Genomic DNA, 24,009 nt, shown 5'->3' with positions numbered 1-24,009 from the left:
AAGCCGTTCGTTAGCCGACGAACACGCCGCCGTTGAACCCGGTGAAGGGGGTCAGGGTGGAGAGCTGGTCGAACGGGAACGTCCCGCTCCGCACGCTGACGGTCGGGCCGAGCGTGAGGATCAGTTCGTCCTTCCCGTCGCCGTCGCGGTCGGTCCCCGCCACCCGCGGCGTGGTCGCCACCGCGCCGGACGAGAACTGCCCGATCGCGGCTTCGCCCTGGAACACCGTCGTCACCGCCTGACCGCCGACCCGCGCGCCGACCAGGAGTTCCGCGCGCTTGTCCCCGTCGAGGTCGCCGGTGCCGACACTGATGCCGGTGTCCGGCGGCAGGTTCGGGACCAGGAAGCTGCGGAGCGTGTTGCCGGCGAGGTCGAACGTCTTCACGTGCGGGGCGACGGTCGCGCCCACGACGATCTCGGCCCGCCCGTCGCCGTCGGTGTCGCCCGCGGCCACCGTGATGCCGCTGGCGATCGGGGCTCCGGTCGTCAGCGTGAAGGCGTAGAAGCTGGCCCGCTCCTGCAGCGTGGTCGCGTCGAACACCTTCACGTGCGGGGCCAGGGTGCCGGCCCCCACGATGATCTCGGACTTCCCGTCGTTGTCAAGGTCGCCGACCGCGACGCTCACCCCGCTGGCGAAGTTGGTGAACGCGAAGAAGCTCCGGATCTCCTTGAAGGTGACCCCGTCGAACACCTTCACGTGCGGCGACAGGGCGGTCGCGCCGGTCACGATGTCCGCCACCCCGTCGCCGGTCACGTCCCCGACCGCCACCGATACCCCGCCCTGGTACCCGGCGTAGGGCCGGAACGAAGCCACCGCCGTGTTGCTGCTGTTGTCGAGTACCTGGACCGTGCCGCTGGCCGACGAACCCACGACCAGGCGCCGCCCGAGCGCGTCGTTGTCGGCGATGGCGATCGTGGCCTGGCTCGCCCCGGCTGCGATCTCGTAGGAGGCGCTCGGGGACAGCGTGAGCACCGCCGTGCGGGTGCCGTCCACGCTCGAGTTGTCGATCGGGGTCAGCGTGACGGTCGCCGTGCTCGCGCCGGGCGCGAACGTCACGGTGCCCGTGAGCGCCTGGTAGGAGACCCCGTTCACCGCGGTGCCGCTCAGCGTGTACGTCACCGTGAGCGCGGCGGAGGTGTCGCCGACGCGGGTGATGGTGAACGTCCCGGTGTCCGGGGTGGCGCCCTCGGCGGCGCTCGCGTCGGAAGCCGCGACGCGGAGCACCGGCGCCGGCCCGACCTCGATCTGGCTGAACGTGACCGCGCTGCGGTTCGCGAACGTGTACGTCCCGCCCCCGACCACCGGGGTGAACGTGGCCCCGTTGGCGTTCGTGGTGATCAGGTTCAGCGTGTCGCCCGGGATCGTCGTCGGGCCGCCTCCCACGACGGTCACCGCCGGCAGCGGGTTCGTGAGGTCAACGGTCACCGTGTCGCGGTCGGTCGAGCCGGTGACGGTGAGGGTGCTCACGTCGCCGGTGCGGCCGCTGAACAGCGTTTGCGTTGCACCGGTGCTGTTGGCCTGAACGGTCACGTTCAGGGCGCTGCCGGTGTTCGACACGGTGGTCACGTCCGGGCTCGCGTTGCCGTCCTGGAACCCGGCCGTTTGAAGCCCGATGTTGAGGGCGTAGGTGCCCCCGGTGGCCGCGACCGATTCCAGCCCAGTGGCGACCACGCTGCCGCGGTTCCCGAAGCTGAACGTGCCCGTCCCGACCGCGGTGATGTTGCCGAACGCCGACGCGGTCGCGGCGGTCAGGTCGATGTTCAGTGTGTCGGCCCCGGCCGCGGCGATCAGGTTGGTGGTGATGCCGGTGGTGAGCGGGCGCAGGTTGAACGTGTCGTCGTCGGCCCCGCCGGTCACGTTCATGACGGTGGCGCCGCTCACGTTCGACGTGGCCGAGAAGGTGACCGCGCCGCCCACGCCGACATCGACAGCTCCCGCGTCCACGTTCACGTTCACCGTGCCGCCGGCTACGGTGGTGAGCGTGCCGCCGATCGTGACCGCGTCGCCCGCGTTGATGGTGAGCGTGGCAGCGGTGGTCGAAACCGAGACGCCCGCGGCCACCGTTACGGTGTTGGTGGTCGCGGCGGTGTCGGTGGCGGTCAGGGTGACGCCGCCGATGCCGGCCGCGACGCTCGCGCCGACCGACAGCGCGCCCGCCGACGCGGTTAGCGCCACGCTCCCGGCCCCGCCGACGGTGACGGTGGCGGCCGCGGTGGTGGTCAGCGTGGTGCCGGCCGTGACGGTGGCGCCGGTGCCACTCACGGCGCCGCCGATGCTGACCGCCCCCGAGGCGGTGAGCTGGACCGCGCCGGTGGAACTGCTGACGGGGGCGGTGGTGTTCAGGTCACCGCCGCTGGTCGAAACGGCCACACCGGTGGCCCCGCTCACCGTGGCGGCGAGGGCGATTCCGCCGGTCGAGGACAGCACGACGCCGCCGGCGGTGTTCTGGTTCACGACCCCCGCGCGCCCGGCGACGGTGCCCACGTTCAGAGCCGCCGAGGCGTTCGCGATGACGATCTCGCCCGTATCGGGGCTGGAGTTCGCGGCCGCGAGGTTCGTGACTGCGACATCAAGCCCGCCCACGCCCGTCGCGCCGATGCCGCCCGCCCCCGCGCGCCCGGCCAGCAGTGTGAGGCTCGCGACCGTGATGTCGGTCTGCTCGGCGCCGGTGGCGTCGGTGATTGCGCCGCTCGTTTCGAGCGACAGCACCGGGACGGCGCCCCCGAGCGTGATCTGACCCGTGACCGCGATCCCGCCGGTGTTGGTCGCGCTGCCGATGTGCAGGGTCGCGGTGGTGACGTTGTTGAGGTCGGCGTTCGTGAGCCCGAACCCGGTGTTAGTGCCCAGGTTGATGACATCGGCCGGGTCGCGGGTGAGCAGGAAGATGTCACCGCTGGCGGCCGTGGTGGTCGTGGCGGCCGCATTGAGCTCGATGTCTTGCGCGCTGATGGTGATGTCGCCGCCGGCGGTTGTGAGCGCCGCCGTGTTGGAGAAGTTTCCGCCCCCGTTATTGTCGCTGTCGGCGCCGGCGGTGATGTTGCCGGTGCCGGCGACGGTGACCGTCGCGTCTACCGTGATGTCGTTGCGGGCCGACAGGGTGATGTTGCCGTTGCCGCCGCTGGCGATGACCGGCGCGTTGATCGCCAGGTCGTTGCTTGGCGTCAGGGTGATGTTTCCGCCGCCCGCGACCGACACGCCCTCGGTCGGGGTCGCCCCGACGGTGAGCGAACCCGTGACGGTGATCGCGATGGCACCCGAAGTCGTCACGCTTAACCCGGAGAGTGCTCCGGTTACGCCGCCGATCACCAGCTCGCCGAAATTACTGATCCCGATGCCCCCGGTCGCGGTGGTCGCTTCCAGGTTCGTGACGCTCAGCTCGAGGTTCGGAGTGTTGGTGCCGACCACACCGATCCCGGTGCCGGCTGTGATCGCGAGTCGGGCGACGGAAATGTCCTGAGCACCGGAGTTGTTGTCCATGACTCCGCCGCCGGTGATCAACTCGAGCTGGCTCGCGCCGTCCACGGTGATCGCCGCGCTGACATCAATGTTCCCGGCCGCGGCGTTACCAATCCGCACGGCCCCTGTGGTAATCAGAAAGTCAATTTCGGCATCCGTCAGCGCGAACGCGCCGACCGTGTTGGTCCCTAGGTTGATAGGCGTGCTGGCCTCGAACGGTTGAACCAGGAGCAGTTGCGCTCCGGCGTCCACATCAGCCTCGATTTCAACGTCGTTCGCGGTTAGTGTGACCCCGCCCGTGCCGGTAACGCCGGCGTCGATCGCGACGGCAAGCAGCCGGTTCTGCCCGGCCGCGCCGCCGGCGGTGAGGGACACGGTGCCGGTGCCGGCGTTCACGTCCGGCGTCGGACCCGCGTTGCCGTTGGTGATGCTCAGGTCGCCGTCGGTGGTGGCGATGACGATGGCGCTGTTGGTCGTGGCAACGCCGCTGGTGCCGCCAACGATACCCACGGTCAGAGCGTCGGCGTCGGTGTAGCTGAGGGCACCGGCGACGCTGGCGGCCAGTGTCGCGACGTTGTTGCCGGCGTTGGTGAGGGTGACCGGGCCGGCGCCGAGCAGTTCGAGTTCGCTGGTGGTAACGTTGGCGCCGGCTGCCTGGGTCAGTGCGCCGGCCGACAGGGTCACCTGCGAACCGGGCGCGGTGGTGGTGGCGGCCCCCGCGACCCCGTCCACGGTTCCGAGGACCAGCGCGTTGGTGTCGGTGAACCGGAAGGCGTTGCCGGCCCCGGTGACGCTCGCGGCCAGCGTGGTTACGTCGTTCCCAGGGGTGGTAAGGACGACCGTACCGGCCGACTGGACGGCGAGGTTGGTGACGCTCAGCGGTGCGGTCTGTGTGACCGCGGTGGCGGTGTTGTTGCCGGTGCGTAGGCTGAGCGTCGGGACGGCGCCGCCGGCGAGCGTGATCGGGGCGGTCACGGCGATGGTGCCGGTGGCGGTGAGGCTGCCGACCCGCAAGACGCGGGCGGTGATCGTGTCCAGTTCGGCGTCGGTGAGCCCGATGGTGCCGGCGCTGCCGGCGCCGCCGAGATCGACGTTCACGGTGTTGGTGACCGGCTGAACGGTCACGATGCTGCGGGTCGGGTTCGTGCCCGCGTTCACCTGCACCCCCGCGAGAACGTTCACCGCGTCGGCGTTCAGGGTGACGTTCCCGCCGGAGGTGGCGAGGTTCGCGACGGTGAGCACGCCGTTCGTCGAGGTGAGCGTCAGGTCGGCGCCGCTCGTGGTGAGGGACTTGGCGGACGCGAACGCGAGGTTCCCGTTCGACGCGACGAACGCGGCGCTGGCGGTGCCGTCCGTTTGCAGCGCGACGGGGGCCGTGAGGGAGGCGTCGAAGACGATTGCGTTTTCGGCAGCGATGCTGATCGCAACGCCCGCGCCGACGCCCTGGAGGGCGGCGCGAGAGAGCGTGCCGGCCTGGCCGGCCAGATCATTCAGGGCGATGGTGCCGTCGGTCGCGCTGAGGAACCCGTCGAGCGAGCCGGCCGCTTCCTGGATCGTGATGACCGTCGCCGGGACGCTGCGGTCTTCCAGGGCCTCGACGCCGAGTCGCGGGGCTAGGTGCACGGGCCGAGTCGGCTGTTGGCTCTTGAACATTTGCTTCGACCAGTTCGGCATCTGGGCACCCGGTTCAAGGTGGCGGCCACGAGTACGGATCGCACACCGGCTCACATGAGCTGGTATGGGGGCCGTGATGTGCGCGTTGCGAATTAAATTAGCCGCTCGGGCCAGGGCCGCGGGCCGTTTTGTTGCCTTTTCCAAATCGCGTATCCTGTCCACATTGCGCGAATCGGTATGACGCTGGCAATCGGATTTATGTGCCCGGTCTTGCTCGTGGTGAGTGTAACGTCTTTGACAATTGAACGAAGAGAGTTGATCCGGTGTGCAGTTGGAGCTAAACTTCTCCGAATCTCTGAACAACGATTCGTTACCCGCATCGGACAGATCGAGAGGCATCCCGTGCCCTTACGCCCAACATCTCACTTTACTTGGCAGGTTCTGCGCACCGTTCGGCGGAGCAAGAAGCCGATCGACGGGCGCGCCCTGCGCCTGGTCCCCAGCCGCAAAACTAAAGACGGCTCGTTCCTCACGTCGCTCGTCGACGAGGGGCTGCTGGAGTTCAGCACCGGGTCCGCGACCGACCCGTTCACCGCAACTTACTCGCTGACAGAAAAGGGCAAGCACGCGGCCGAATACGGTGAGTACGAGTACGAGCTGAAGCGCCCGGCCGTCCCGACCAAGTCGGCCTCGGCGAAGGGCGCGAGGCCGCGCTCCTGATTCGGCCGGCACGCTTCCGGGGATCGCACGAATTGACACGCGCCCGCGGCACGATTACCAGCGCGAGCGCGTGGGGACTTCTTCACATCCATCCCTTTCGGCCCCGCGTCGAGCAGCCACGCCGCGCGAGGGGACTGCTCGCGTCATCGGCTTCACGGTCCGCTCGTGCGCAAGGGGGCACGAACGCCGCCCCGCCCATCATTCGGCCTGGGCAATTTTTGACGGATCGCACGGTTCTGTACTTTCCGCGAATTTGTAGGTCGGGAGGTGATGGTGGGTTCGGAGTAGACGAGTGCCGGCCCGTCCGGGAGGATGGCGTTACCACACGACCAGCCACCCCGAACGGACACGGCCATGCCATCTGCGCATACTCCGTCCCCGCGTTGCCACTGGTTTTCGGTTCTGGCCGGGGCACTGGATCGGCGCTCGGGTCGGCGGTTGGCGGCCCTGTTCCTGGGTGTGCTGCTGGCCCGCGGGCGGCACGCCCTGAGTTGCTGGATTCGGGCGGCCGGATTATCGTCCCAATACCGCCGCTGTTACCCCACCGCGGCCGCGGTCGGGCGCCGGGTCGAGCGCATCGCGACCCGGTTGTTGGTCGAGATCCTCAAGCCCCTGGTGACCGGGCCGCGGGTGGTGCTGGCGTTGGACGACACACCGACCGCCCGGTACGGACCGAAGGTACAAGGGGCCGGGGTGCATCACAACCCGACACCCGGGCCGGCCGGGAGCGCATTCGTGTACGGGCACGTGTGGGTGGTGCTCGGGTTGCTGGTGGCGCATCCACTGGGTGGGGTCGTGGCTCTGCCCCTGTTGGCCCGGTTGTACATCCGGAAGGCGAACCTGGGCGCGGTGCGGGCGACCGATCGGCCCCGGTTCGCCACCAAGCTGGCGATGGCCGTTGACCTGGTGCGGTGGGCGCACGGATGGCTGAAGATGTGGGGCATGGCGGTGTGGGTGGTGGCCGACGGGGCGTACGCCCAGGGGCCGGTGCTGAAGCCGCTGCGGAAGCTCGGGGTGACGGTGGTGAGCCGGCTCCGCCGGGATGCGGCCCTGTGCTCGTTACCGCCCGCGCGGGAGCCCGGGCTGCGCGGGCGCCCGCGGGTGTACGGAACGGCACGGATCTCGTTGGCCAAGCGGGCCGGGCACAACGGCGGGTGGAGCACCGGCACGTTCACCGTGTATGGGAAGACCGTCGAGAAGCGGTACAAGACGTTCGTGGCCACCTGGCGCCCGGCCGGTGGGGCGATCCGGGTGGTGCTGGTGGACGAGCCCCACGGATGGGTCGCGTTCTTCAGCACCGACCCGGGCGCGACGGTGACCGACATCTTGGAACGGGTGGCCGACCGGTTCACCCTGGAGACGTGCTTCCGGGATCTCAAACAAGTCGCCGGGACGGGCCAGCAACAGGTGCGCGGGGTGCCGTCGAACGTCGGGTGCTTCCACCTGTGTGCATGGGCGCACACCCTGACCGAGGTGTGGGCCTGGGCTCGGAACGCGGACGAGTTGGTGGGGCACCGGTCCGCGTCCCCGTGGGACGATCCGAGCCGGCGCCCGAGTCACGCGGACAAGCGCCGGGCCTGGCAACACGAGCTGTTGGCCGAGGAGATTCGGGCCGTTGTGGGCGAGCACCACGACCACACGAAAATCCGCGACCTCGCCTACCGGTGCTTGGACTTGGCCGCGTGAGCACGGCTGATTCGCGGAAAGTACAGACGGTTGAAAGGGCTTGGCGCTGAGCCGCCGCGTGACCGGGCTTCCGCAAATCCCGACGTGCCGCTAACCTCCCTATCGGGGCGTGAATAGTGACCGGCTCGGGAGCGGGACCGCGGAATGCACAACCAAGACGTCGTGTTTATGCTCGCCGGCGGGCTCGCAGTGGCGCTCGCGTTCGGGTACGCCACGAACCGGCTCGGGCTGTCACCGATTGTCGGTTACCTGCTCGCCGGGGCTGTCGTCGGGCCGCACACGCCCGGGTTCGTTGTGGACCAGGGCCTCGCGGACCAGCTCGCCGAGGTCGGCGTGGTCCTACTCATGTTCGGGGTGGGGCTACACTTCCGGCTGGACGAACTGCTCGCGGTGCGCCGGGTCGCGTTGCCCGGCGCCCTCGCCCAGTGCGGGGCCGCGACGGCGTTCGGCACCGCGGTCGCCCTCGCGTTCGGCTGGTCCCCGCCCGCGGCGGTCGTGTTCGGGATCTCGGTGTCGTTCGCGAGCACCGTCGTACTGACCCGCGTGCTGTCGGACCAGAACCAGTTGCACACGCCGACCGGCCACGTCGCGGTCGGGTGGCTGATCCTCCAGGACGTGTTCGCGGTGCTGGTGCTGGTGGTGCTGCCGGCGGTACTCAAGGACGGGCCGGTCGACGCGGTCGAACTGCCGCTGGCGCTCGGGCTGGCCGCGCTGAAAGTGGGTGTGCTGATCGCGGCGGTGCTGTTGGCCGGCGGGTATTTCGTGCCGCGGCTGCTGAAGCACGTCGCCGAGACGCGGTCGCGCGAGCTGTTCACGCTCACCGTTCTGGTGGTCGCGCTCGGGATCGCGGTCGGGTCGGCGGTGCTGTTCGGGGCGTCGATGGCGCTCGGGGCGTTCCTGGCGGGCATGGTGGTCGGGCGGTCGGAGTTCAGCGTCCGGGCGGCCACCGAGGCGCTCCCGATGCGGGACGCGTTCGCGGTGTTGTTCTTCATCTCCGTCGGGATGCTCTTCGAGCCGGCGTTCCTCCTGAAAGCGCCGGGGCTCGTGGCGGCGACAGCCGCCATCGTGATGATCGCCACGCCCGTGACCACGTTTGCGCTGGTACTGGCGCGCGGGTACCCGGTGCGGGTCGCACTGGGGGTGGGGCTTGCGCTGGCGCAGATCGGCGAGTTCTCGTTCATCGTGGCCGCCGCCGGGAAGTCGCTGAACGTGCTGCCGGAGGCCGCCACCCAGGTGCTGGTTGTGGTCGCGATCGGGACCATCTCGGTGAGCCCGCTGGTGTACCGGCTCGCGGGGCTGCTCGAAAGGTGGGCTGCGGGCCGGCCGCGGCTCTGGGCGCTGCTCACGGCGCGAACCCGGGAGCGGCTCGGGAGCGGCCCGGAGCCGGTGCCCGCGAACGCGGAGCCGGCGTACCGCGCGGTGGTCGTGGGGTACGGCCCGGTCGGCCGCACCGTGTGCCGGCTGCTGCGCGAGAACGGCATTGAGCCGACCGTGGTCGAGCTGAACGTCGACACCGTGAAGCAACTCCGGGCCGAGGGCGTCCGGGCCGTGTACGGCGACGCAACGCACCCGAACACGCTGAAGGAGGCCGGGGCGGACCGGGCGGCGAGCCTGATTCTGAGTTCGTCGCAGGTGAGCGGCGGCAGCGAGGTGATCCGGGCGGCCAAAGAGCTGAACCCGGGCATCCGGGTGCTGGCGCGGTCGGCTTACGTGCGCGAACTGGCAGCGCTTCAGCGGGCCGGTTCGGAGGTAGTAGTTTCGGGCGAGGGTGAGGTGGCGCTGGCGCTGACGGAGGCGATCCTGCGGCGGCTCGGGGCGACACCGGACCAGATCGACCGCGAGCGCGAGCGGGTGCGGTTGGAACTGTCGGCGGGCGGCGCGGAAGTGTACTCGCGGAACGCCGACACGTCGCCCGATCTTTTACTGCCCGACGCGCCCCGCAAGAACTGAGGCGGCCGCGGGAGGCGCTGCGCGTCCCGAACTCACACCAGTGCCGCGACCTGCTCGGCGGTGATTTCGTCGAGCGAGCCGACGACGATGTCGGCCCCGGCGGCCCGGAGCTTATCTGCCGGGTGGTGCCCGACGAACGTCACCGCCACGCACTTCATTCCGCCGGCCTGCGCCGCTTCCACGCCGGCCGCGGCGTCCTCGAACACCACGCACCGCCGCGGGTCGGCTCCCAGTTGTGCCGCGGCGGTGAGGAACACCTCGGGGTCCGGCTTGCCGCGCTTCACGTCGTCGCCGGTGACGACCGCGCCGAAGTAGCCGCGCGTGTTCGTGACGCTCAGCAGCAGGTCGATGTTCCCCTGCGGGGCCGATGAGCCGACCGCTTGAGGCCACCCGCGATCAGCGAACTCCTTGAGGAGCCGGGCGACGCCGGGCAGGAGTTGTGTGCCCTCTTTACGCACGGATGCGCGGTAGTGGTTTTCCTTCTGCTCGCCCCACTTCGCGCAGAGCGCGTCGTCGGCGTCCGGCTCGAACAGCTTGCGCAGGATTTCCAGGTTGCGCATGCCGAACGTGGCGGCGAAGTCGGCCCGGGTGAATGGCCGGCCGATCTCCGCCGCGAACCGCGCCCACGCCTGGAAGTGGTGCTCCGCGGTGTCCACGAGGGTTCCGTCGACATCCCAAATGATCGCAGGTATCGTCATGAGGTCCGTTGTACGACCTGGGAGGCGGCGCCGTGGCGAATGTGGCCGATCGGGAGACGTGCGACCGCTCGAAGGCGTATTCCAAGGTGTGAGCGGTTAACCTCCAGCAGAATCCGGTTGACGCGGCGGCTGTGCCGGGCCACACTTGAAATCCCTCCCATCATCCCACCACACGGGCTCAAGTCATGCCGCCCCACACGCTCCCGCGCCGCGGGTTCCTCAAGATCGGCGCCCTCGGCCTCGGGGGCCTAACCCTGCCGAACCTGCTCCGCGCCGAAGCCAACGCGGGTACCCGCACGCCGCACAAGTCGGTCATCCTCATTTACTTGGTCGGCGGGCCGCCGCACCAGGACATGTTCGACCTGAAGCCCGACGCGCCGAAGGAGATCGCCGGGCCGTGGAAGCCGATCCCGACGAACGTCACCGGCGTCCAGATCTGCGAGGCGTTTCCGCTGCTCGCCCGAAACATGGACAAGCTCGCGATCGTCCGCTCGCTGGTGGGTAACCAAGCCGACCACGACGCGATCCAGGTGTACAACGGGCACAACCCGAAGAAACCGACCCCGCCCGGCGGGTGGCCGCAGTTCGGCTCCACGGTGGCGAAGCTGCAGGGGCCGGTCCACCCGTCCGTGCCGTCGTACGTGAGCCTCTGTTACACCTGCACCCACGGCCCCTACAACGAGCCCGGCCCCGGGTTCCTGGGCCAGTCGCTCGCCCCGTTCCGCGCGATGGGCCGCACCCGCGAGGACATGACGCTGCGCGGCGTCGACGTGAGCCAACTCGCCGACCGCAAGACGCTCCTCAAGCAGTTCGACGACATGCGCCGCGACGCCGACACGTCCGGCTCGGTCAAGGCGATGGACGCCTTCACCGAACAGGCGTTCGGGCTGCTCACCTCCTCGAAGATGGCCGAAGCGCTCGACATTTCGCGCGAGCCGGTCAAAGTGATCGACCGGTACGGCACCGGCGACCCGAAGGTGTTCATGGACAGCAACGGCGCCCCGCGGGTGCCGCAGAGCCTGCTCATGGCCCGCCGGCTGGTCGAGGCGGGCGCGCGGGTCGTGACGCTGAACTACAGCAAGTGGGACTGGCACGGCGGGATGAACGCCGAGGGCCGCAAGAACAACTCCATCTTCCTGCGCGAGGAAGAGGACTTCCCCGTGTTCGACAAGTGCGTCAGCGCGCTGGTCGAGGACCTGCACGACCGCGGGTTGGACAAGGACTGCACCGTCGTCATCATGGGCGAGTTCGGGCGGACCCCGAAGATCAGCGCGGCGCTCGGGCGCGACCACTGGCCGAACGTGAATTGCGCGCTGCTCGCCGGGGGCGGCATGAAACTGGGGCAGGTGATCGGCAGTACGGACCGGATCGCAGGAGAGGCCGTGTCCCGCCCGGTGACGTTCGGTGAGCTGTTCGCGACGCTGTACCACAACCTCGGAATCGACGCCGACAAGGTCACGCTCCCGGACTTCACCGGGCGACCGCAGTATCTCGTCGAAGACAGCGGCGCGCCGATCAAGGAACTGATTTGACGGCGGGCTCGCAGCAATCTTTTACTCCTGATACTTCAATTTCCTGGGCCTCTGTGACACAGCGTTTTGTCCCGTGCGACAGAGGCCGCGTTGGAACCCGTAGCTGGTTCGCAGTCGGTGAGAAAGCCGTGTGGTCGGCGAGTCGTTTACGCAACTTCAGTGCGGGTGTGAACCTGACGACCACCGGCACCGGTGTTGCCGATCGTACCCGTGACGCCGCACGCTCCCGCCCCCCGATAGAGACTGTAGTGAGGCCGAAGAAGCACAATCGCTCGATGACTAATCCAAGAAGATTCGACGGGAGCGACAGGATTCACCGGATGAAGACCGATCGAGTTAAATCCTGTCGCTCCCGTCAAAATCGGTTGTCGCAAACATCAGGTCCGCGTGGGCCGGAACGAAGCCGCCACCGGCGTCTGCTCCGCAACTGTTTATAACGGCCACCTGATTCACGATCCGGCTGGTGGCGTCTGTTTTGGTTTTTGTCTTCGTGGCGCAGACAAGAATGTCTGTACCACAATAAACAGACAACACCAGCGGGGCCGTGAATGATGCGCATCTGGCAGCCGGCCAGCGTTGCGGCGACCGCTCCCGGCGAGTACGATTCTGTGTCGGCCGCGGGTGTGGTGCGGTGGGTGTGCGAGGCCAGAGATGTCAGGCTCGGGTAGGTCGGTCGGCGCGGGGCACCAGTTTTACGTTACTCACTGCGTGCGTGCCGACAGTGTGCGCCGTGAGTCGGGCTACTCCGTGCGGGCCGCATCGACGACCGCGTCCGGGCTGCTCGACGAGGCGTCCCACTATCCGCCCTACGAACTGCCGTTCGACATGTGGCGCGACCTGCCCGAACCCGGGGCCGCGCCGCGCCGGCTGGCCCGGACGGTCGGCGAACGCGGCGGGGTGTGGGTGGCGCACTCGGCGTACCTGGCGAAGGATTCCGTCGGGCGCGACCGCTCTTACTTCTCACATCTCATTTTGCTCCCGGTGGTGAGCCCGGCGACCGTGCTGCGGTCGTGGGGGGCGCCCGAGTGGACTGTAAGGTATTCGTCAGGGGAACCGAAGACGTTGCCGGCTCCCGAGCTGCCGGACGACGATTTGGTCTGCGACGCCTCACTGACCGCGTTCCTCGGCGACCGGCCGCCGTGGCCCACTTCGCCGTCCGTGGACGTGTGCCCGCTGCGGTTGCGCGTGCTCCCGGCGTCGTCGCGACGCGACCTGCTGGCCCGCGCGCTGCACGCGGTGCAACTGCTCGCCGCGGAGAAGCCCGGGAGCCGCAAGCGGCTGTTCATCCACGCCGAGCCCGGGGTCGTGGCGCTGCTCCTGTACGGCTGCGTCCGGCTCCTCCCGCCCGAAATGACCGAAGACCTCACGTTCTCGACGTTCGAGCCGTACCACCGGGACATCCGGAACTACCGGCTGGCGCGCGTGGTCGGCACGTACCTGGGACCGAACGGCGGGTCGCTCGAGCTGGAACTCGGCGCGAAACAAGGCATTACGCTGGACACCTTCACACGGGGGCGGTCGTCGACGGAGTTAAGCTGGATCATGCCCGCCGGGCTGTCCGGGCTGGTAGACGTGGCCGTTAACGGGCACTGGGAGGGACTCGCGGAGGCTCGCAAAGCGCTCGCCGAGGCCCGGGACGAAGGCGACGACTGGATTCAGCAAGAGGTGGCCCGGGCGCGGGCCGAGTTGCAAGCGAACCCGGCTCTCGCGGACGCGCCCGATTCGGACCCGCTGCTGCCGAAGTCGGCCGGCGGCCCGGCCCCGGCGATCCGCCGCGCGGTCGGCTCCTACGACGCCCAGATCAGCCGGGCGAACCCGGCGTGCCTGCTGTTCCTGATCGACCAGTCCGGTTCGATGGGCGACCCGTTTATTGGGGCCGGCGGGACATCTAAAGCGTCGACCGTTGCGGACGCCGTCAACCGACTGCTCCAGAACGTGGTGCTCCGCTCGGCCAAGGCGGACGGGGTCCGCGACTACTTCCGGGTCGGCGTCATCGGGTACGGCACCACCGTCAAGGCCGGGCTCGGCGGCGCCACACCTTCCAACGTGCTCATCCCGGTGAGCCGGCTGGGGGAGCACCCGCTCCGCGTCGACACGCGGGTGAAAAAGGTGCTCGACGCGCAGGGCCGGGTGACGGAGCAAAAGGTGAAGTTCCCGGTTTGGTACGACCCCATCTCGGGGGGCCAAACGGCGATGTGCGAGGCGCTCGGCGTCGCGGGGCAGGCGGTGAAGGAGTTCGTGTACGAGTTCCCGAACTCGTACCCGCCGATCGTGCTGAACCTAACCGACGGGCTGCCTTCCGACGGCAACCCGCAGGAGGCGGCCCGCGCCATCCGCAACATTTCCACCGCCGACGGTAACGTGCTGCTGTTCAACCTGTTGATCTCGAAGGTGCCGGTCACCCCCGCGTACTTCCCGGCCGACGAGTCGGGCTTCCCCGAGACGGAGGCGAAACTGCTGTTCCGGATGTCGAGCGCGCTGCCGCCGAAGTTGTGGGCGGCGGCGCGGAACGAGGGGCACGCGGTGAAGCCCGGCGCCCGCGGGGTGGTGCTCAACGCGGACCCCACCGCCATCGTCCGGTTCCTCGACATCGGCACCCGGGTGTCGCCCGGCGGGAACCGCCCGCTGTGATGGCGTTACTGATGCTTCGTGAACCGTATCGTTGTTCGAGTTGCTTGACAAGCGGGCCGAAAACGAGATCACCTGTGTCGAGGTTGGGCGCATTGAAATTGCGTTCGAGCTTCATCGTCGCCGGTAAGGTCGCCTAGTGGTCTGCGGCGGGAGTTTGCTTTGGGTAAACTCTCGCCATCTTCTTCCGGGCGTCAGCGATTTTGAAGCACAAGTTGATCTTCACTCGGTCGCGGTTCCGTGCTGCTTGCCGAGCGTCGATCTTTTTGGTCAAGAAAGCCGCATTCGGGATGCGACGGTTCAGGCATAGCCGACCAGGCCATTCACGGTGCGGCCGCTTGCCTATAAGGTGCCACCAGGTAAGGACTTGGCAAGGCTTGGGCGAGGGCGCAGCCATGCTCTTCGGTGGGGTATTCGAGAGCTTTCTCAAGGCCCGTCCGTTGAGTGTGATGGCGCGGGCCACCATCGAACATGCACTCTCGGCCTCGGCCCTCGATGACCTGTTCGACCGGACCGCCGAACGCGGCTACACCCGGGAATTGCTGTTCTCCACCACCGTCGACCTGATGAGCCTGGTCGTCGGCGGCAAGGCTCTCCACGTCCAGGCCGCGTACCCACACCTCCGCGAGCGAGTTCCCGTCACCCTCAGGAGCGTGTACGACGAGCTCCGCAACATCGAGACGGGTGTTTCGGCGGCCGTGGTCACTCACGTGTCGGGCCGGTGCCAGGCGCCGATCGCCGAGTTGGGTGGGGCGTGCAAGAGCCTGCTGCCGGGCTACCGGGTGCGGATCCTCGATGGCAACCACCTGGCCGCCACCCAGAGGCGACTGGACGTCACCCGGGGGCACACCGCCGGCCCCCTGCCCGGACAGAGTCTGGTCGTCCTCGGCCCGGCCCTGATGCTGATCACCGACATCGTTGCGTGCGAGGACGCCCACACCCAGGAGCGGGCGTTGATCGAGCACGTCTTGCCTCTGGTGGAGGAGCGGGACGTCTGGGCCGGGGACCGCAACTTCTGCACGGTGGAGTTCCTGCGGGGGGTGGCCGATCGGCGGGCTCATGTCGTCACCCGCCGCCACGGGAACCTGAGCGTCGAGCCCGAGACGGAGTACGGGGGCGAGGTCGAGACGGATCGGGGCGGGGTGAGCGATCGGCGGGTGAAGGTCTGTCGGGGCAGGCACCGGGTGCTGCGGATGCGGCAGGTGCGCGTGCGCCTGAAGGAGCCGACCGAGGACGGGGACTCGGAGGTGGAGGTCCTGACCGACCTGCCGGGCAAGGTGTCCGCGGTGCGGGTGGCGGAGATCTACCTCAAGAGGTGGCAGATCGAGGGGCCTTCCACGAGTTGACCGTCGCTCTGAACTGCGAGGTGAACGGGTGTGATCCGGCTGGTGCGCACCTTTTGAGTGTTTTCGTTTGGCCGTCGGGTAGTTGCCGAGCGGGAGTTCGTTTGAGGTCGCGTGGTGGTGCTGGAATTGTGCTTGACAACGCCGCGTCCGGTGGGCGGAGTGGAAGTACCACCAACCAGCCCAACCCACACGGACGCGACGATGACTTAGTGACTGTCCCATATGTGAGATTTATGCCACCGTGTGGTATTGAAACTCGGCGTCGACCCCTTTCGGCTCAAGCCGGTTGAGCATCAGGTGGATCATGGCCAACTTGACGAACGCCTCCGACGACCGCACCGTCTTCTCCCGGTCCTTGGACAACCGCCGGCACGTCCCCAGCCAGGCGAACGTCCGCTCCACCGTCCACCGCCGCGGTAACTTCACCCACCCCTTGGCCCCGTCCGGGCGGCGGACGATGACCAGCTCCCACCGGGCGTTCGTCTCGACCCACTCGTACAGGGCGTAGTTGTGGTACTTGCGGTCGGCGAACACCCGGCGCACCTTCCCCATCGGTTGCTCGTCCAGCCGGCCGAACAGTTCGGCCGCCGCCTTGGCATCATCGACGCTCGCGGCCGTCACCAGCACGGCCAGCAGCAACCCCATGGAATCCACGAGGATGTGCCGCTTCCGCCCGTCCACGTTCTTGGCGTTGTCCCGGCCCCGCTCCTCGCCGCCGGAGGTCGTGTCCACCGACTGGCTATCCACGCTCGCGGTCGTCCGGGGCGAGTACGGCCTCTCGGCGGTGCGGACCTTTTTGCGGAGAAGGTCATGGATCGTGTCGCGGGTGCCGTTGTGTCGCCACTCGTCGAAGTACCGCCCGACCGTGGACTTGGGCGGGAAGTCCTTGGGCCGGTACCGCCACTGGCAACCGGTCCGCAGCACGTAGAAGACCGCGTCGGTGACGTCCCGCAGGGCGGTGGTGCGGGGACGGCCGCCGGGGTACACGGGGATGTGTGGCTCGATGAGCCCCCACTGCTCGTCGGTCACGTCGCTCGGGTAGGATTGGGTTCGCATGGACCATTCTACCCACCCAACCGCCACATATGGGACAGTCACTTACAGTACCCGACTGGCCTTGGCTCTGTCCACCCTGGGCTCGGCAACGGCGGACCTGCGCCAACACCTGCGGGTCATACTCGAACGGTTCGAGGCGCGGTTGGAGCCGCGGGTGCTCACGTCGCTCGCGCAACCAGTGTGCCCGGCCGCTGTGTTCGACTGGGAGAACCAACTGGCTCGGGACCGGCGCGAACTGGGGCGTGACGTGATCGCCTGGGGCTACAACCGACTGGAAGGGGGCGCCCCCGATGCGCGGCCCGCCCACGTGCAGCTCGAGGGCACGCAGTACCGCCTGGTCCGCGCCAAGACACGCCAAGAGGTGGGCACCCTGTTCGGGCCGATCGCCCGGTGGCGCCATCTGTACCGCCCGGCCGACCGGCATGCCCCGGAACCGGCCTTCGCCCCGCTGGCCCACGTTCCGGGGCTCGTCGCCAATACCACCCCGGCTCTGGCACAGGCCACGGGCCGGTACCTGGCGGAGGACGGGGCCACACAGCGGACCGTCCAGCAGCGGGTGCGTGACACCCACGGGGCGAACATGGGAACCGGTCGCCTGCGGGAACTGGCCGCGGGCCTGTCCGAAGCCATGTCCGCGGCGTGCCCAGCATTGCAGGTCCGGCGGTTGGTGGAACTGCTGGGCCAGGCCGACCAGAGCCGCGGGAGCCGCAAGCCGGTGCTGTCGGTGGGCCGGGACGGGATCACCCTGCGGCAGCACCCGGTCGGGTTCTTTGAGGTGGCCTCGTGCGCCACACTCGCGGTGTTCGACCGGGCCGGCCGCCGGTTGGGGCGTGTGCCTGGCGCGGGCGCCCGAACACGGCCAGGGCCGCATGAGCGACCCGTTGACGCACCTGGTCCGGGCCGTGTTGCGGGAATGGACCGGTCCGGACCCGCGGCTGGCGTACGTGACCGACGCCGGGGATAACGAGGCCGGGTACTACCAGCGGGTCTTGCGGACGATGACCCACCCGCGGACCGGCGCGCGCCTGGAGTGGCACCGGGTGATCGATTTCTACCTCGCGCTGGAGCGCGTCTGGGCCATGGCGGGCGCCCTGTTCGGGGAGGGCACCGCCGCGGCCCGCAGTTGGGCGCGGAAAATGGGCCGGCTATTGAAGCGCCCCAACGGCCCGTTCCGGGTGTTGCATTCGGCGGCGGCCGTGCGGGCCGCTCGGGTCCTGAGCCCGGGTCGGAAGAAGGAGTACGAGGCGGCGTACCGGTACATCCGGGCGCGCACCCGGTGGATGCAGTACCACGAGTACAAGGGGTGGCACGTGCCGTTGGGCAGTGGGATCACCGAGGCCGCGTGCAAGACCGTGTTCACCCAGCGGCTGAAGCTCTCGGGCATGCGATGGACCAAGGCCGGTGCCCAGGTGATCCTGTCCCTACGGGTAGTGCTCCTCAGCGGCATCTGGGATGACGTGTACCGCCAGACACTCACCACGCACAACGACAACGAGATCCAGACTCCCGACCCGAAACCCGAAATCCCCATGCGTAAGCGTTCACAGTTGATGTGTGTGTATGTCAACAAGCGGCGAGAGCTGGGGTCATGACTGGTGGCTGTTGCGGGTGGGCCGGGATCAGGGTTGGTGGGGTCCCCCCGGTGCGGTGCGCGGTGACCGCGTCGGTCAGGAACGCGAGGACATTCCGTTCCTGTCGGCGGCACGACGCGACCACCGTGAGGATCCGCTCCACGAACCGGCTCCCGGTCGCGCTGTCGGTGCCGAAGCTGGTCTTGCGCCCGCACACCGCGTGACGCACCTCGCGCTCGGCCGCGTTGTTGGTGGGCTCGACCCCGGAGACCGACGCCGTCACCGCACATCGCACTGGGGCAACGCCACCAACCCTGATCCCGGTCCCGGCTCAACAACCATCGGTGAGGAGTCCAGCTCTCGCCGGCTGTTGAGATACATCCACATCAACTGTGAACGCTTACTGCCGGCGAGTGTGGTCTCAATGGCGGTTCGGAAGGACGCGAAGTCGGGGTGGTATCGGCCGTACACGCTGTGCCGCTTGGCCCCCCCCCAGAGCCGCTCGATGAGGTTCAGGTTGGGCGAGTAGCTGGGCAGGAACAGCAGCCGGATCGACAGCTCCGCGGCCAACTGCTGAACCACCTTGTTCCGCTGGTACCGGGCGTTGTCCAGAACCAGGGTGACCGGGCCGACCAGGTCCTGGGCGGCGATGGCCCGCCGCAGTTGGCACATGGTGTCGGTGTTCGCCACGGTGCTGTTGGTGACCGACACCAGGGCCCGAGTGACCGCGTTCCAGGCCCCCAACACGTTGAACCGCTGGCGACCCGAAGCCGCGCGGACGAACACCCGGGCGATGTAACCGTTCACGGCCCGTTGGGTGTTCGGGTTGACCGGCGATCACGGTTCGGGTTCTTCTTGGCCACATGACCCGACCTGCTTCCATCCCTGCGGACCTGTGGGACGCGATCCCATCCGACCTGCGGCCCGCCATCGTGGCGGTGGTCACCGGTTTGGAAGCCCGGATCGCGGACCTGGAAGCCCGGCTCAACCAGAGCTCGTCCAACTCGTCCAAGCCCCCGTCGTCTGACGGCCCGCAGGTCAAGGCCGCCCCGACCCAGAAGGCGACCGGCAAGCGGCGCGGCGGGCAACCCGGGCACCCCAAGCGGGCCCGCCCGGACCTGCCCCCGGACACGGTCGTCGACCTGCTCACCGACGCCTGCGACCGGTGCGCCCGCCCGCTCTCCGGGACCGACCCGCAACCGCTCCGCGACCAGGTGCTCGAACTCCCGCCGGTGCGGCCCCAGGTGACCGAGTACCGACGGCACCGGCTCACCTGCCCGAACTGCGGGCGGGGGGTGCGCCCGGCCCTGCCGCCCGGGATCCGGGGCGGGTACGGCCCCCGGACCCAGGCCGCCTGCGCGGTCCTGACCGGGGCGTACCGGATCGGCAAGCGGGGCGTCGCCCGGGTGATGGGCGACCTGTTCGGCGTGCCCATCAGCCCGGCGGCCGTGTGCGACCTCCAGCACCGGACGGCTACCGCCCGGGAACCGGTCGCGGCCGCGGTCCGGGCCCACCTCGTCGGGAGGCCGGCCAACGTGGACGAGACCGGGTGGCGTGAGGGCCGCAAGCGGGCCTGGCTGTGGGTCGCCGTGACCGCCGGGGTCACGGCGTTCGTGATCCGCCCCTCCCGTGCCCGCAAGGTCCTGGGCGAGTTGATCCCCGGAACACTGGGGGTGCTGACCACCGACCGGTACCCGGCCTATTCCCACCTGGAGGCCGACCGCCGTCAGGTGTGCTGGGCGCACCTGCGGCGGGACTTCCAGGCGATGATCGACCGGGGCAACGACGGCACCTCAATCGGCCACGGTCTGTTGGCTCTCGCCGACGACCTGCTGGCGCGTGGAAGCGGGTCCGGGATGGGACCCTGACCGGCCACCGGTTCCGTTCGCACCACCTCCAGGGGATTCGTGCCGGCGTCCACGTGCTGCTGAGGCGCGGGCGCGAGTGCCGTTACGCCCGGACGGCCGGCGTGTGCCGGGAGCTGCTGGCCGTGTCGGGTGCGCTGTACACGTTCGCGGCGGTTGCGGGCGTGGAGCCGACCAACAACGCGGCCGAGCGGGCGCTGCGCCACGCGGTGTGCTGGCGCAAGACCAGCTACGGCACCGACTCCGCACGCGGCAGCCGTTTCGTCGAGCGGGTGCTCACCGCCGTGGCCTCGTGCCGGCAGCAGGGGCGGGACGTCCTGGCCTTCCTCACGGACGCTATTCAGGCCGCTCGAAACGGCACACCCGCCCCATCACTCATCCCCACTCCGCTCGCGACCCCGTGAACGGATACCGGGCGATGGACCACAGGCAACCAGGCCATTCACGGTGTGCGACTCACTGATTCTTGTTGGCTTTGGCTTGGCGAGCCTTCTTCGCTTCGTCGATCAGACGGGCGGTCGAAACATGTGGGCTCTTGTCTTTGATCCGTCGGGTTTTCTCCTTCGTGGGCTTCCGGGGCGGCGCGTTCTTGATCCTCTCCAGGTTGATCTGGCCCGCCCACTCACGCAGGGAGGCGGCCAACTCTTCGCCCGGCATCCGACCGAACACCTCCCACTCCGCAGCGGGCAAGGCGATCATCATCTCCGGGTACACCATCGCCCACTCCAACGCCATGTAATACCCCGACACCTCTTCCCGGACCTTCTGCTCCCCGTGGACCGCTCGCAGAGCGGCCTTCAGCACGGACCGCACGTTGTACGCCGCCACCGCCACGCAGAACCCGAACAACGCCGCCCGCGGGTAGCCCAACGTGTTCACCTCGCAGTTCAGAGCGACGGTCAACTCGTGGAAGGCCCCTCGATCTGCCACCTCTTGAGGTAGATCTCCGCCACCCGCACCGCGGACACCTTGCCCGGCAGGTCGGTCAGGACCTCCACCTCCGAGTCCCCGTCCTCGGTCGGCTCCTTCAGGCGCACGCGCACCTGCCGCATCCGCAGCACCCGGTGCCTGCCCCGACAGACCTTCACCCGCCGATCGCTCACCCCGCCCCGATCCGTCTCGACCTCGCCCCCGTACTCCGTCTCGGGCTCGACGCTCAGGTTCCCGTGGCGGCGGGTGACGACATGAGCCCGCCGATCGGCCACCCCCCGCAGGAACTCCACCGTGCAGAAGTTGCGGTCCCCGGCCCAGACGTCCCGCTCCTCCACCAGAGGCAAGACGTGCTCGATCAACGCCCGCTCCTGGGTGTGGGCGTCCTCGCACGCAACGATGTCGGTGATCAGCATCAGGGCCGGGCCGAGGACGACCAGACTCTGTCCGGGCAGGGGGCCGGCGGTGTGCCCCCGGGTGACGTCCAGTCGCCTCTGGGTGGCGGCCAGGTGGTTGCCATCGAGGATCCGCACCCGGTAGCCCGGCAGCAGGCTCTTGCACGCCCCACCCAACTCGGCGATCGGCGCCTGGCACCGGCCCGACACGTGAGTGACCACGGCCGCCGAAACACCCGTCTCGATGTTGCGGAGCTCGTCGTACACGCTCCTGAGGGTGACGGGAACTCGCTCGCGGAGGTGTGGGTACGCGGCCTGGACGTGGAGAGCCTTGCCGCCGACGACCAGGCTCATCAGGTCGACGGTGGTGGAGAACAGCAATTCCCGGGTGTAGCCGCGTTCGGCGGTCCGGTCGAACAGGTCATCGAGGGCCGAGGCCGAGAGTGCATGTTCGATGGTGGCCCGCGCCATCACACTCAACGGACGGGCCTTGAGAAAGCTCTCGAATACCCCACCGAAGAGCATGGCTGCGCCCTCGCCCAAGCCTTGCCAAGTCCTTACCTGGTGGCACCTTATAGGCAAGCGGCTGCACCGTGAATGGTCTGACCACAGGCAACACAAGAACGTGCCGTACACGAAGTGAGCGGCGTCCACGAACAGGACGTGCCCGGTGCCGGCGGCCGCGTCCAAGGTCGGTTGTAGTTCGGTGCCGAGGAACTGCCGCTGGATCTGAACGTGCTCGGTCAGCGACTTTTTGGGGGCACCGGGACGGCCCGGGACCGCTGCCATGTGAACCCGAGCCCGGCCAGGAACGTGCGGGTCTGGGTGAGCCCGCGGCGCAGCCCGGTGAGCTGGTGGATCCGCTCGATGGCTTCGGCCGTGGTACGCACCGGTTGCGCGGTGAGGGACCGCGTAATGGCCTCGGCGTGGTCGGCGAGCGCGCTGGTGGGGATGTGGCGGTTGCATCGCACCAGCACCAGTTGGTCCAACCCGCCGTCCCGGTACGCGAGCACGTACCGCTTGGCTGTGGCGACGCCGACCCCGGCCAGGTCCGCGGCCTGCGGTCGCGAGTGCCCCAGGTGTATGGCCCACAGCACCAGCATCTTGCGCCGCACCACCGGGTCCGGGTGCTCATTCCGGTCGGCCGACACCCGGGTTTGTTCCTCGGGCGAAAGGGTGGGGCGGAACCACAATACCCATTGGCGACCCCCGAGCAGAGATCCGAACACCGATTCAGGGATTCTTGTACGGACGACAAGAAAAAGATCAACTGCCGCCGAGTAGGGTATAATGGGCAAATCACGTCACGAGACAAGGGGTCGACCGGCCCCCGGGATCGTCGGGGGTCGGAATCGGATGAACTTCACTCATCGCTGGACGCGCGGTCGCGGCGCTTTACCATCGTGACGCGGTTGCCGGTGGCGCTGTACCGCACTTCATCCATGAACGCCCGCATGAGCAGGATGCCGCGCCCGCTCGCCCGTTCGATGAAGATGTCCTCTGTCGGGTCCGGCAACTTACTCACATCGAAGCCGGGCCCTTGATCCAACACCACGAAGGTCGCTTGGGCGGACGTCAGTCGCGCGGCCACCCGCACCCGGCGCTCGGCGTAGGGTGACTGGAACCGCCGCTCGGCCGCGAGTTTGTGAAACGCGCTGTCGCCGCCCTCGCGCAGTTCCGAACTGACTTCCAAGTTCCCGTGGTACACGGCGTTGAGCAGTGCTTCTTCCAGCGCGATGCCGGCCCGCGTCGCGCCGGTCACGTCGCACAGCCCCATTTCGATCAGGTCTTCGCGGAACTGTGCCACAAGCGGCGGCACAAGAGTAGGGTCGTTTTCCAGAACGTACTGCGAACTGCGCCGCGTCATGCCTCGCAGCACTTCGTACCGCCGGAGCGCCGCCTGACCGGCTGATAAGACCCGATCGAGAACGCTGATGAGGTCGTGGCTCAGCGCCTGTTTGGCGACGTAATCCGCGGCACCGGCCTTGAGTGCCGCCACCGCCAGCCGCTCGCTCCCGCTACCGGTCATGAGGACTACGGGGACGTGCGGGTGCTTCTCGCGCACCTTTTCAACGAGCGTCAGCCCGTCCATACGCGGCATGTTCATGTCGGTCAACAGCAGCGCCGGTTGGGTCTTGGCGAGCAGCGCTAACGCCTCCTCGCCGTTGCGCGCGAACACCGCTCGCCAACCGCCCTGCTGTTCGAGAATGCGGGCGACGTACCGCTGTTCCAGCAGTGAGTCGTCGGCGACGAGTATCAGCGGAGCATCGGGTGCCGGCGGGGCGGCGGGCAGGTCGGCCATGTGGCGGCTTCCTGTGGCGGCACATAATTGAAACGCCGAGTAAGGCCATATTACCAGTTTCGGTCCGGTTCGCTACGGACAAGGTTGCACCCGGCTGGTAGCGACTGCTCAACTGTGCCACCGCCCTGCTGTGAAGCAAACCCGTTTCGGATGCCTGGGTAGGCACGGCGCTCTGCGGTGGTTGGAGCGGGCGCAAGAAAAACCGCTCAGGCAATAAGCCCAAGCGGTTGTAACGTTATGTTCACCGGTTTCGGTGGCG

The 24,009-nt window shown here is 68.5% G+C and carries 15 protein-coding genes and 3 pseudogenes; 9 read left to right on the top strand and 9 right to left on the bottom strand.

Features of this window, described 5'->3' with window-relative positions; translation table 11 throughout:
- Positions 1–10: 10 nt before the first annotated feature.
- Positions 11–5,131 carry a beta strand repeat-containing protein gene (locus tag GobsT_RS21230; protein ID WP_010035418.1) on the bottom strand — a complete coding sequence of 1,707 codons (5,121 nt, stop codon included), beginning with the start codon at positions 5,129–5,131 and terminating at the stop codon, positions 11–13.
- 342 nt (positions 5,132–5,473) lie between these two features.
- On the opposite strand from GobsT_RS21230, the gene GobsT_RS21225 reads away from it, so the two are divergent.
- From GobsT_RS21225 to GobsT_RS21215, 3 genes are all read left to right on the top strand, one after another.
- On the top strand, positions 5,474–5,791 hold the full coding sequence (locus GobsT_RS21225) for a hypothetical protein (RefSeq protein ID WP_010035415.1): 318 nt from the start codon (positions 5,474–5,476) through the stop codon (positions 5,789–5,791).
- Between the two features lie 354 nt (positions 5,792–6,145).
- Entirely contained in the window at positions 6,146–7,477 is a 1,332-nt protein-coding gene (locus GobsT_RS21220) for an IS701 family transposase (RefSeq protein WP_029600695.1), read from the top strand.
- A gap of 144 nt (positions 7,478–7,621) precedes the next feature.
- Complete coding sequence (locus tag GobsT_RS21215) at positions 7,622–9,427, top strand: cation:proton antiporter (RefSeq protein WP_010035410.1); 1,806 nt, start codon at positions 7,622–7,624, stop codon at positions 9,425–9,427.
- Positions 9,428–9,459: 32 nt separating this feature from the next.
- On the opposite strand, the gene GobsT_RS21210 is transcribed toward GobsT_RS21215, so the two are convergent.
- A complete protein-coding gene (locus GobsT_RS21210) occupies positions 9,460–10,125 on the bottom strand; it encodes an HAD family hydrolase (protein WP_029600694.1) in 666 nt (221 codons plus the stop codon).
- A gap of 185 nt (positions 10,126–10,310) precedes the next feature.
- Between GobsT_RS21210 and GobsT_RS21205 the strand changes: the two genes are divergently transcribed.
- From GobsT_RS21205 to GobsT_RS21195, 3 genes are all read left to right on the top strand, one after another.
- The gene (locus GobsT_RS21205; protein ID WP_010035405.1) at positions 10,311–11,657 is read left to right on the top strand and encodes a DUF1501 domain-containing protein; all 1,347 of its coding nucleotides are present in this window, start codon (positions 10,311–10,313) and stop codon (positions 11,655–11,657) included.
- A gap of 651 nt (positions 11,658–12,308) precedes the next feature.
- Positions 12,309–14,288: a GAP1-N2 domain-containing protein gene (locus GobsT_RS38905; RefSeq protein WP_202903383.1), complete on the top strand. Its 1,980-nt coding sequence runs from the start codon at positions 12,309–12,311 to the stop codon at positions 14,286–14,288.
- Between the two features lie 392 nt (positions 14,289–14,680).
- Positions 14,681–15,631 (top strand): transposase, encoded by a 951-nt coding sequence (locus GobsT_RS21195; RefSeq protein WP_010035394.1) that lies wholly within the window; start codon positions 14,681–14,683, stop codon positions 15,629–15,631.
- A 231-nt stretch (positions 15,632–15,862) separates the two neighbouring features.
- Here the strand turns inward: GobsT_RS21195 and GobsT_RS21190 are convergent, their stop codons facing one another.
- Entirely contained in the window at positions 15,863–16,687 is an 825-nt protein-coding gene (locus GobsT_RS21190; RefSeq protein WP_010035390.1) for an IS5 family transposase, read from the bottom strand.
- A 61-nt stretch (positions 16,688–16,748) separates the two neighbouring features.
- Here GobsT_RS21190 and GobsT_RS21185 point away from each other — a divergent pair, with 61 nt between their 5' ends.
- Positions 16,749–17,651: a hypothetical protein gene (locus GobsT_RS21185; RefSeq protein WP_010035388.1), complete on the top strand. Its 903-nt coding sequence runs from the start codon at positions 16,749–16,751 to the stop codon at positions 17,649–17,651.
- Positions 17,557–18,279, top strand: coding sequence for a hypothetical protein (locus tag GobsT_RS21180; protein WP_010035386.1), 723 nt, complete (start codon positions 17,557–17,559; stop codon positions 18,277–18,279). Before GobsT_RS21185 ends, GobsT_RS21180 begins: the two co-directional genes overlap by 95 nt.
- Here GobsT_RS21180 and GobsT_RS21175 read toward each other — a convergent pair.
- Together GobsT_RS21175 and GobsT_RS40560 are read right to left on the bottom strand one after the other, a co-directional pair.
- Positions 18,251–18,535 (bottom strand): annotated as a pseudogene (locus GobsT_RS21175) (IS66 family transposase); the annotation flags it as partial. The gene GobsT_RS21180 and the pseudogene GobsT_RS21175 overlap by 29 nt on opposite strands.
- A gap of 173 nt (positions 18,536–18,708) precedes the next feature.
- Positions 18,709–19,044, bottom strand: a pseudogene (locus GobsT_RS40560) (transposase); the annotation flags it as partial.
- Positions 19,045–19,121: 77 nt separating this feature from the next.
- On the opposite strand from GobsT_RS40560, the pseudogene tnpC reads away from it, so the two are divergent.
- Positions 19,122–20,586: pseudogene (gene tnpC / locus GobsT_RS21165) on the top strand (IS66 family transposase).
- Here the strand turns inward: tnpC and GobsT_RS39820 are convergent.
- The 4 genes from GobsT_RS39820 to GobsT_RS21150 form a co-directional block, all read right to left on the bottom strand.
- Positions 20,580–21,026, bottom strand: a complete 447-nt coding sequence (locus GobsT_RS39820; protein ID WP_050790213.1) for a hypothetical protein — start codon at positions 21,024–21,026, stop codon at positions 20,580–20,582. The pseudogene tnpC and the gene GobsT_RS39820 sit on opposite strands and share 7 nt — an antisense overlap.
- A complete protein-coding gene (locus GobsT_RS21160; protein ID WP_010035394.1) occupies positions 21,023–21,973 on the bottom strand; it encodes a transposase in 951 nt (316 codons plus the stop codon). Before GobsT_RS21160 ends, GobsT_RS39820 begins: the two co-directional genes overlap by 4 nt.
- 218 nt (positions 21,974–22,191) lie before the next feature.
- Positions 22,192–22,599 (bottom strand): helix-turn-helix domain-containing protein, encoded by a 408-nt coding sequence (locus GobsT_RS21155; protein WP_010035371.1) that lies wholly within the window; start codon positions 22,597–22,599, stop codon positions 22,192–22,194.
- 212 nt (positions 22,600–22,811) lie between these two features.
- Positions 22,812–23,750: a response regulator gene (locus tag GobsT_RS21150; RefSeq protein ID WP_010035368.1), complete on the bottom strand. Its 939-nt coding sequence runs from the start codon at positions 23,748–23,750 to the stop codon at positions 22,812–22,814.
- Between the last annotated feature and the right edge of the window lie 259 nt (positions 23,751–24,009).

It is taken from the genome of Gemmata obscuriglobus, assembly GCF_008065095.1.
Lineage (GTDB): Bacteria > Planctomycetota > Planctomycetia > Gemmatales > Gemmataceae > Gemmata > Gemmata obscuriglobus.
This window is presented reverse-complemented; position numbering and strand designations above follow the sequence as displayed.

Bases quoted from the DNA above. Each gene is read 5' to 3' on its own strand.
- GobsT_RS21230 (WP_010035418.1), bottom strand. From the start codon at position 5,131: ATGCCGAACTGGTCGAAGCAAATGTTCAAGAGCCAACAGCCGACTCGG.
- GobsT_RS21220 (WP_029600695.1), top strand. From the start codon at position 6,146: ATGCCATCTGCGCATACTCCGTCCCCGCGTTGCCACTGGTTTTCGGTT.
- GobsT_RS21215 (WP_010035410.1), top strand. From the start codon at position 7,622: ATGCACAACCAAGACGTCGTGTTTATGCTCGCCGGCGGGCTCGCAGTG.
- GobsT_RS21210 (WP_029600694.1), bottom strand. From the start codon at position 10,125: ATGACGATACCTGCGATCATTTGGGATGTCGACGGAACCCTCGTGGAC.
- GobsT_RS21205 (WP_010035405.1), top strand. From the start codon at position 10,311: ATGCCGCCCCACACGCTCCCGCGCCGCGGGTTCCTCAAGATCGGCGCC.
- GobsT_RS38905 (WP_202903383.1), top strand. From the start codon at position 12,309: ATGTCAGGCTCGGGTAGGTCGGTCGGCGCGGGGCACCAGTTTTACGTT.
- GobsT_RS21195 (WP_010035394.1), top strand. From the start codon at position 14,681: ATGCTCTTCGGTGGGGTATTCGAGAGCTTTCTCAAGGCCCGTCCGTTG.
- GobsT_RS21190 (WP_010035390.1), bottom strand. From the start codon at position 16,687: ATGCGAACCCAATCCTACCCGAGCGACGTGACCGACGAGCAGTGGGGG.
- GobsT_RS21180 (WP_010035386.1), top strand. From the start codon at position 17,557: ATGAGCGACCCGTTGACGCACCTGGTCCGGGCCGTGTTGCGGGAATGG.
- GobsT_RS21160 (WP_010035394.1), bottom strand. From the start codon at position 21,973: ATGCTCTTCGGTGGGGTATTCGAGAGCTTTCTCAAGGCCCGTCCGTTG.
- GobsT_RS21150 (WP_010035368.1), bottom strand. From the start codon at position 23,750: ATGGCCGACCTGCCCGCCGCCCCGCCGGCACCCGATGCTCCGCTGATA.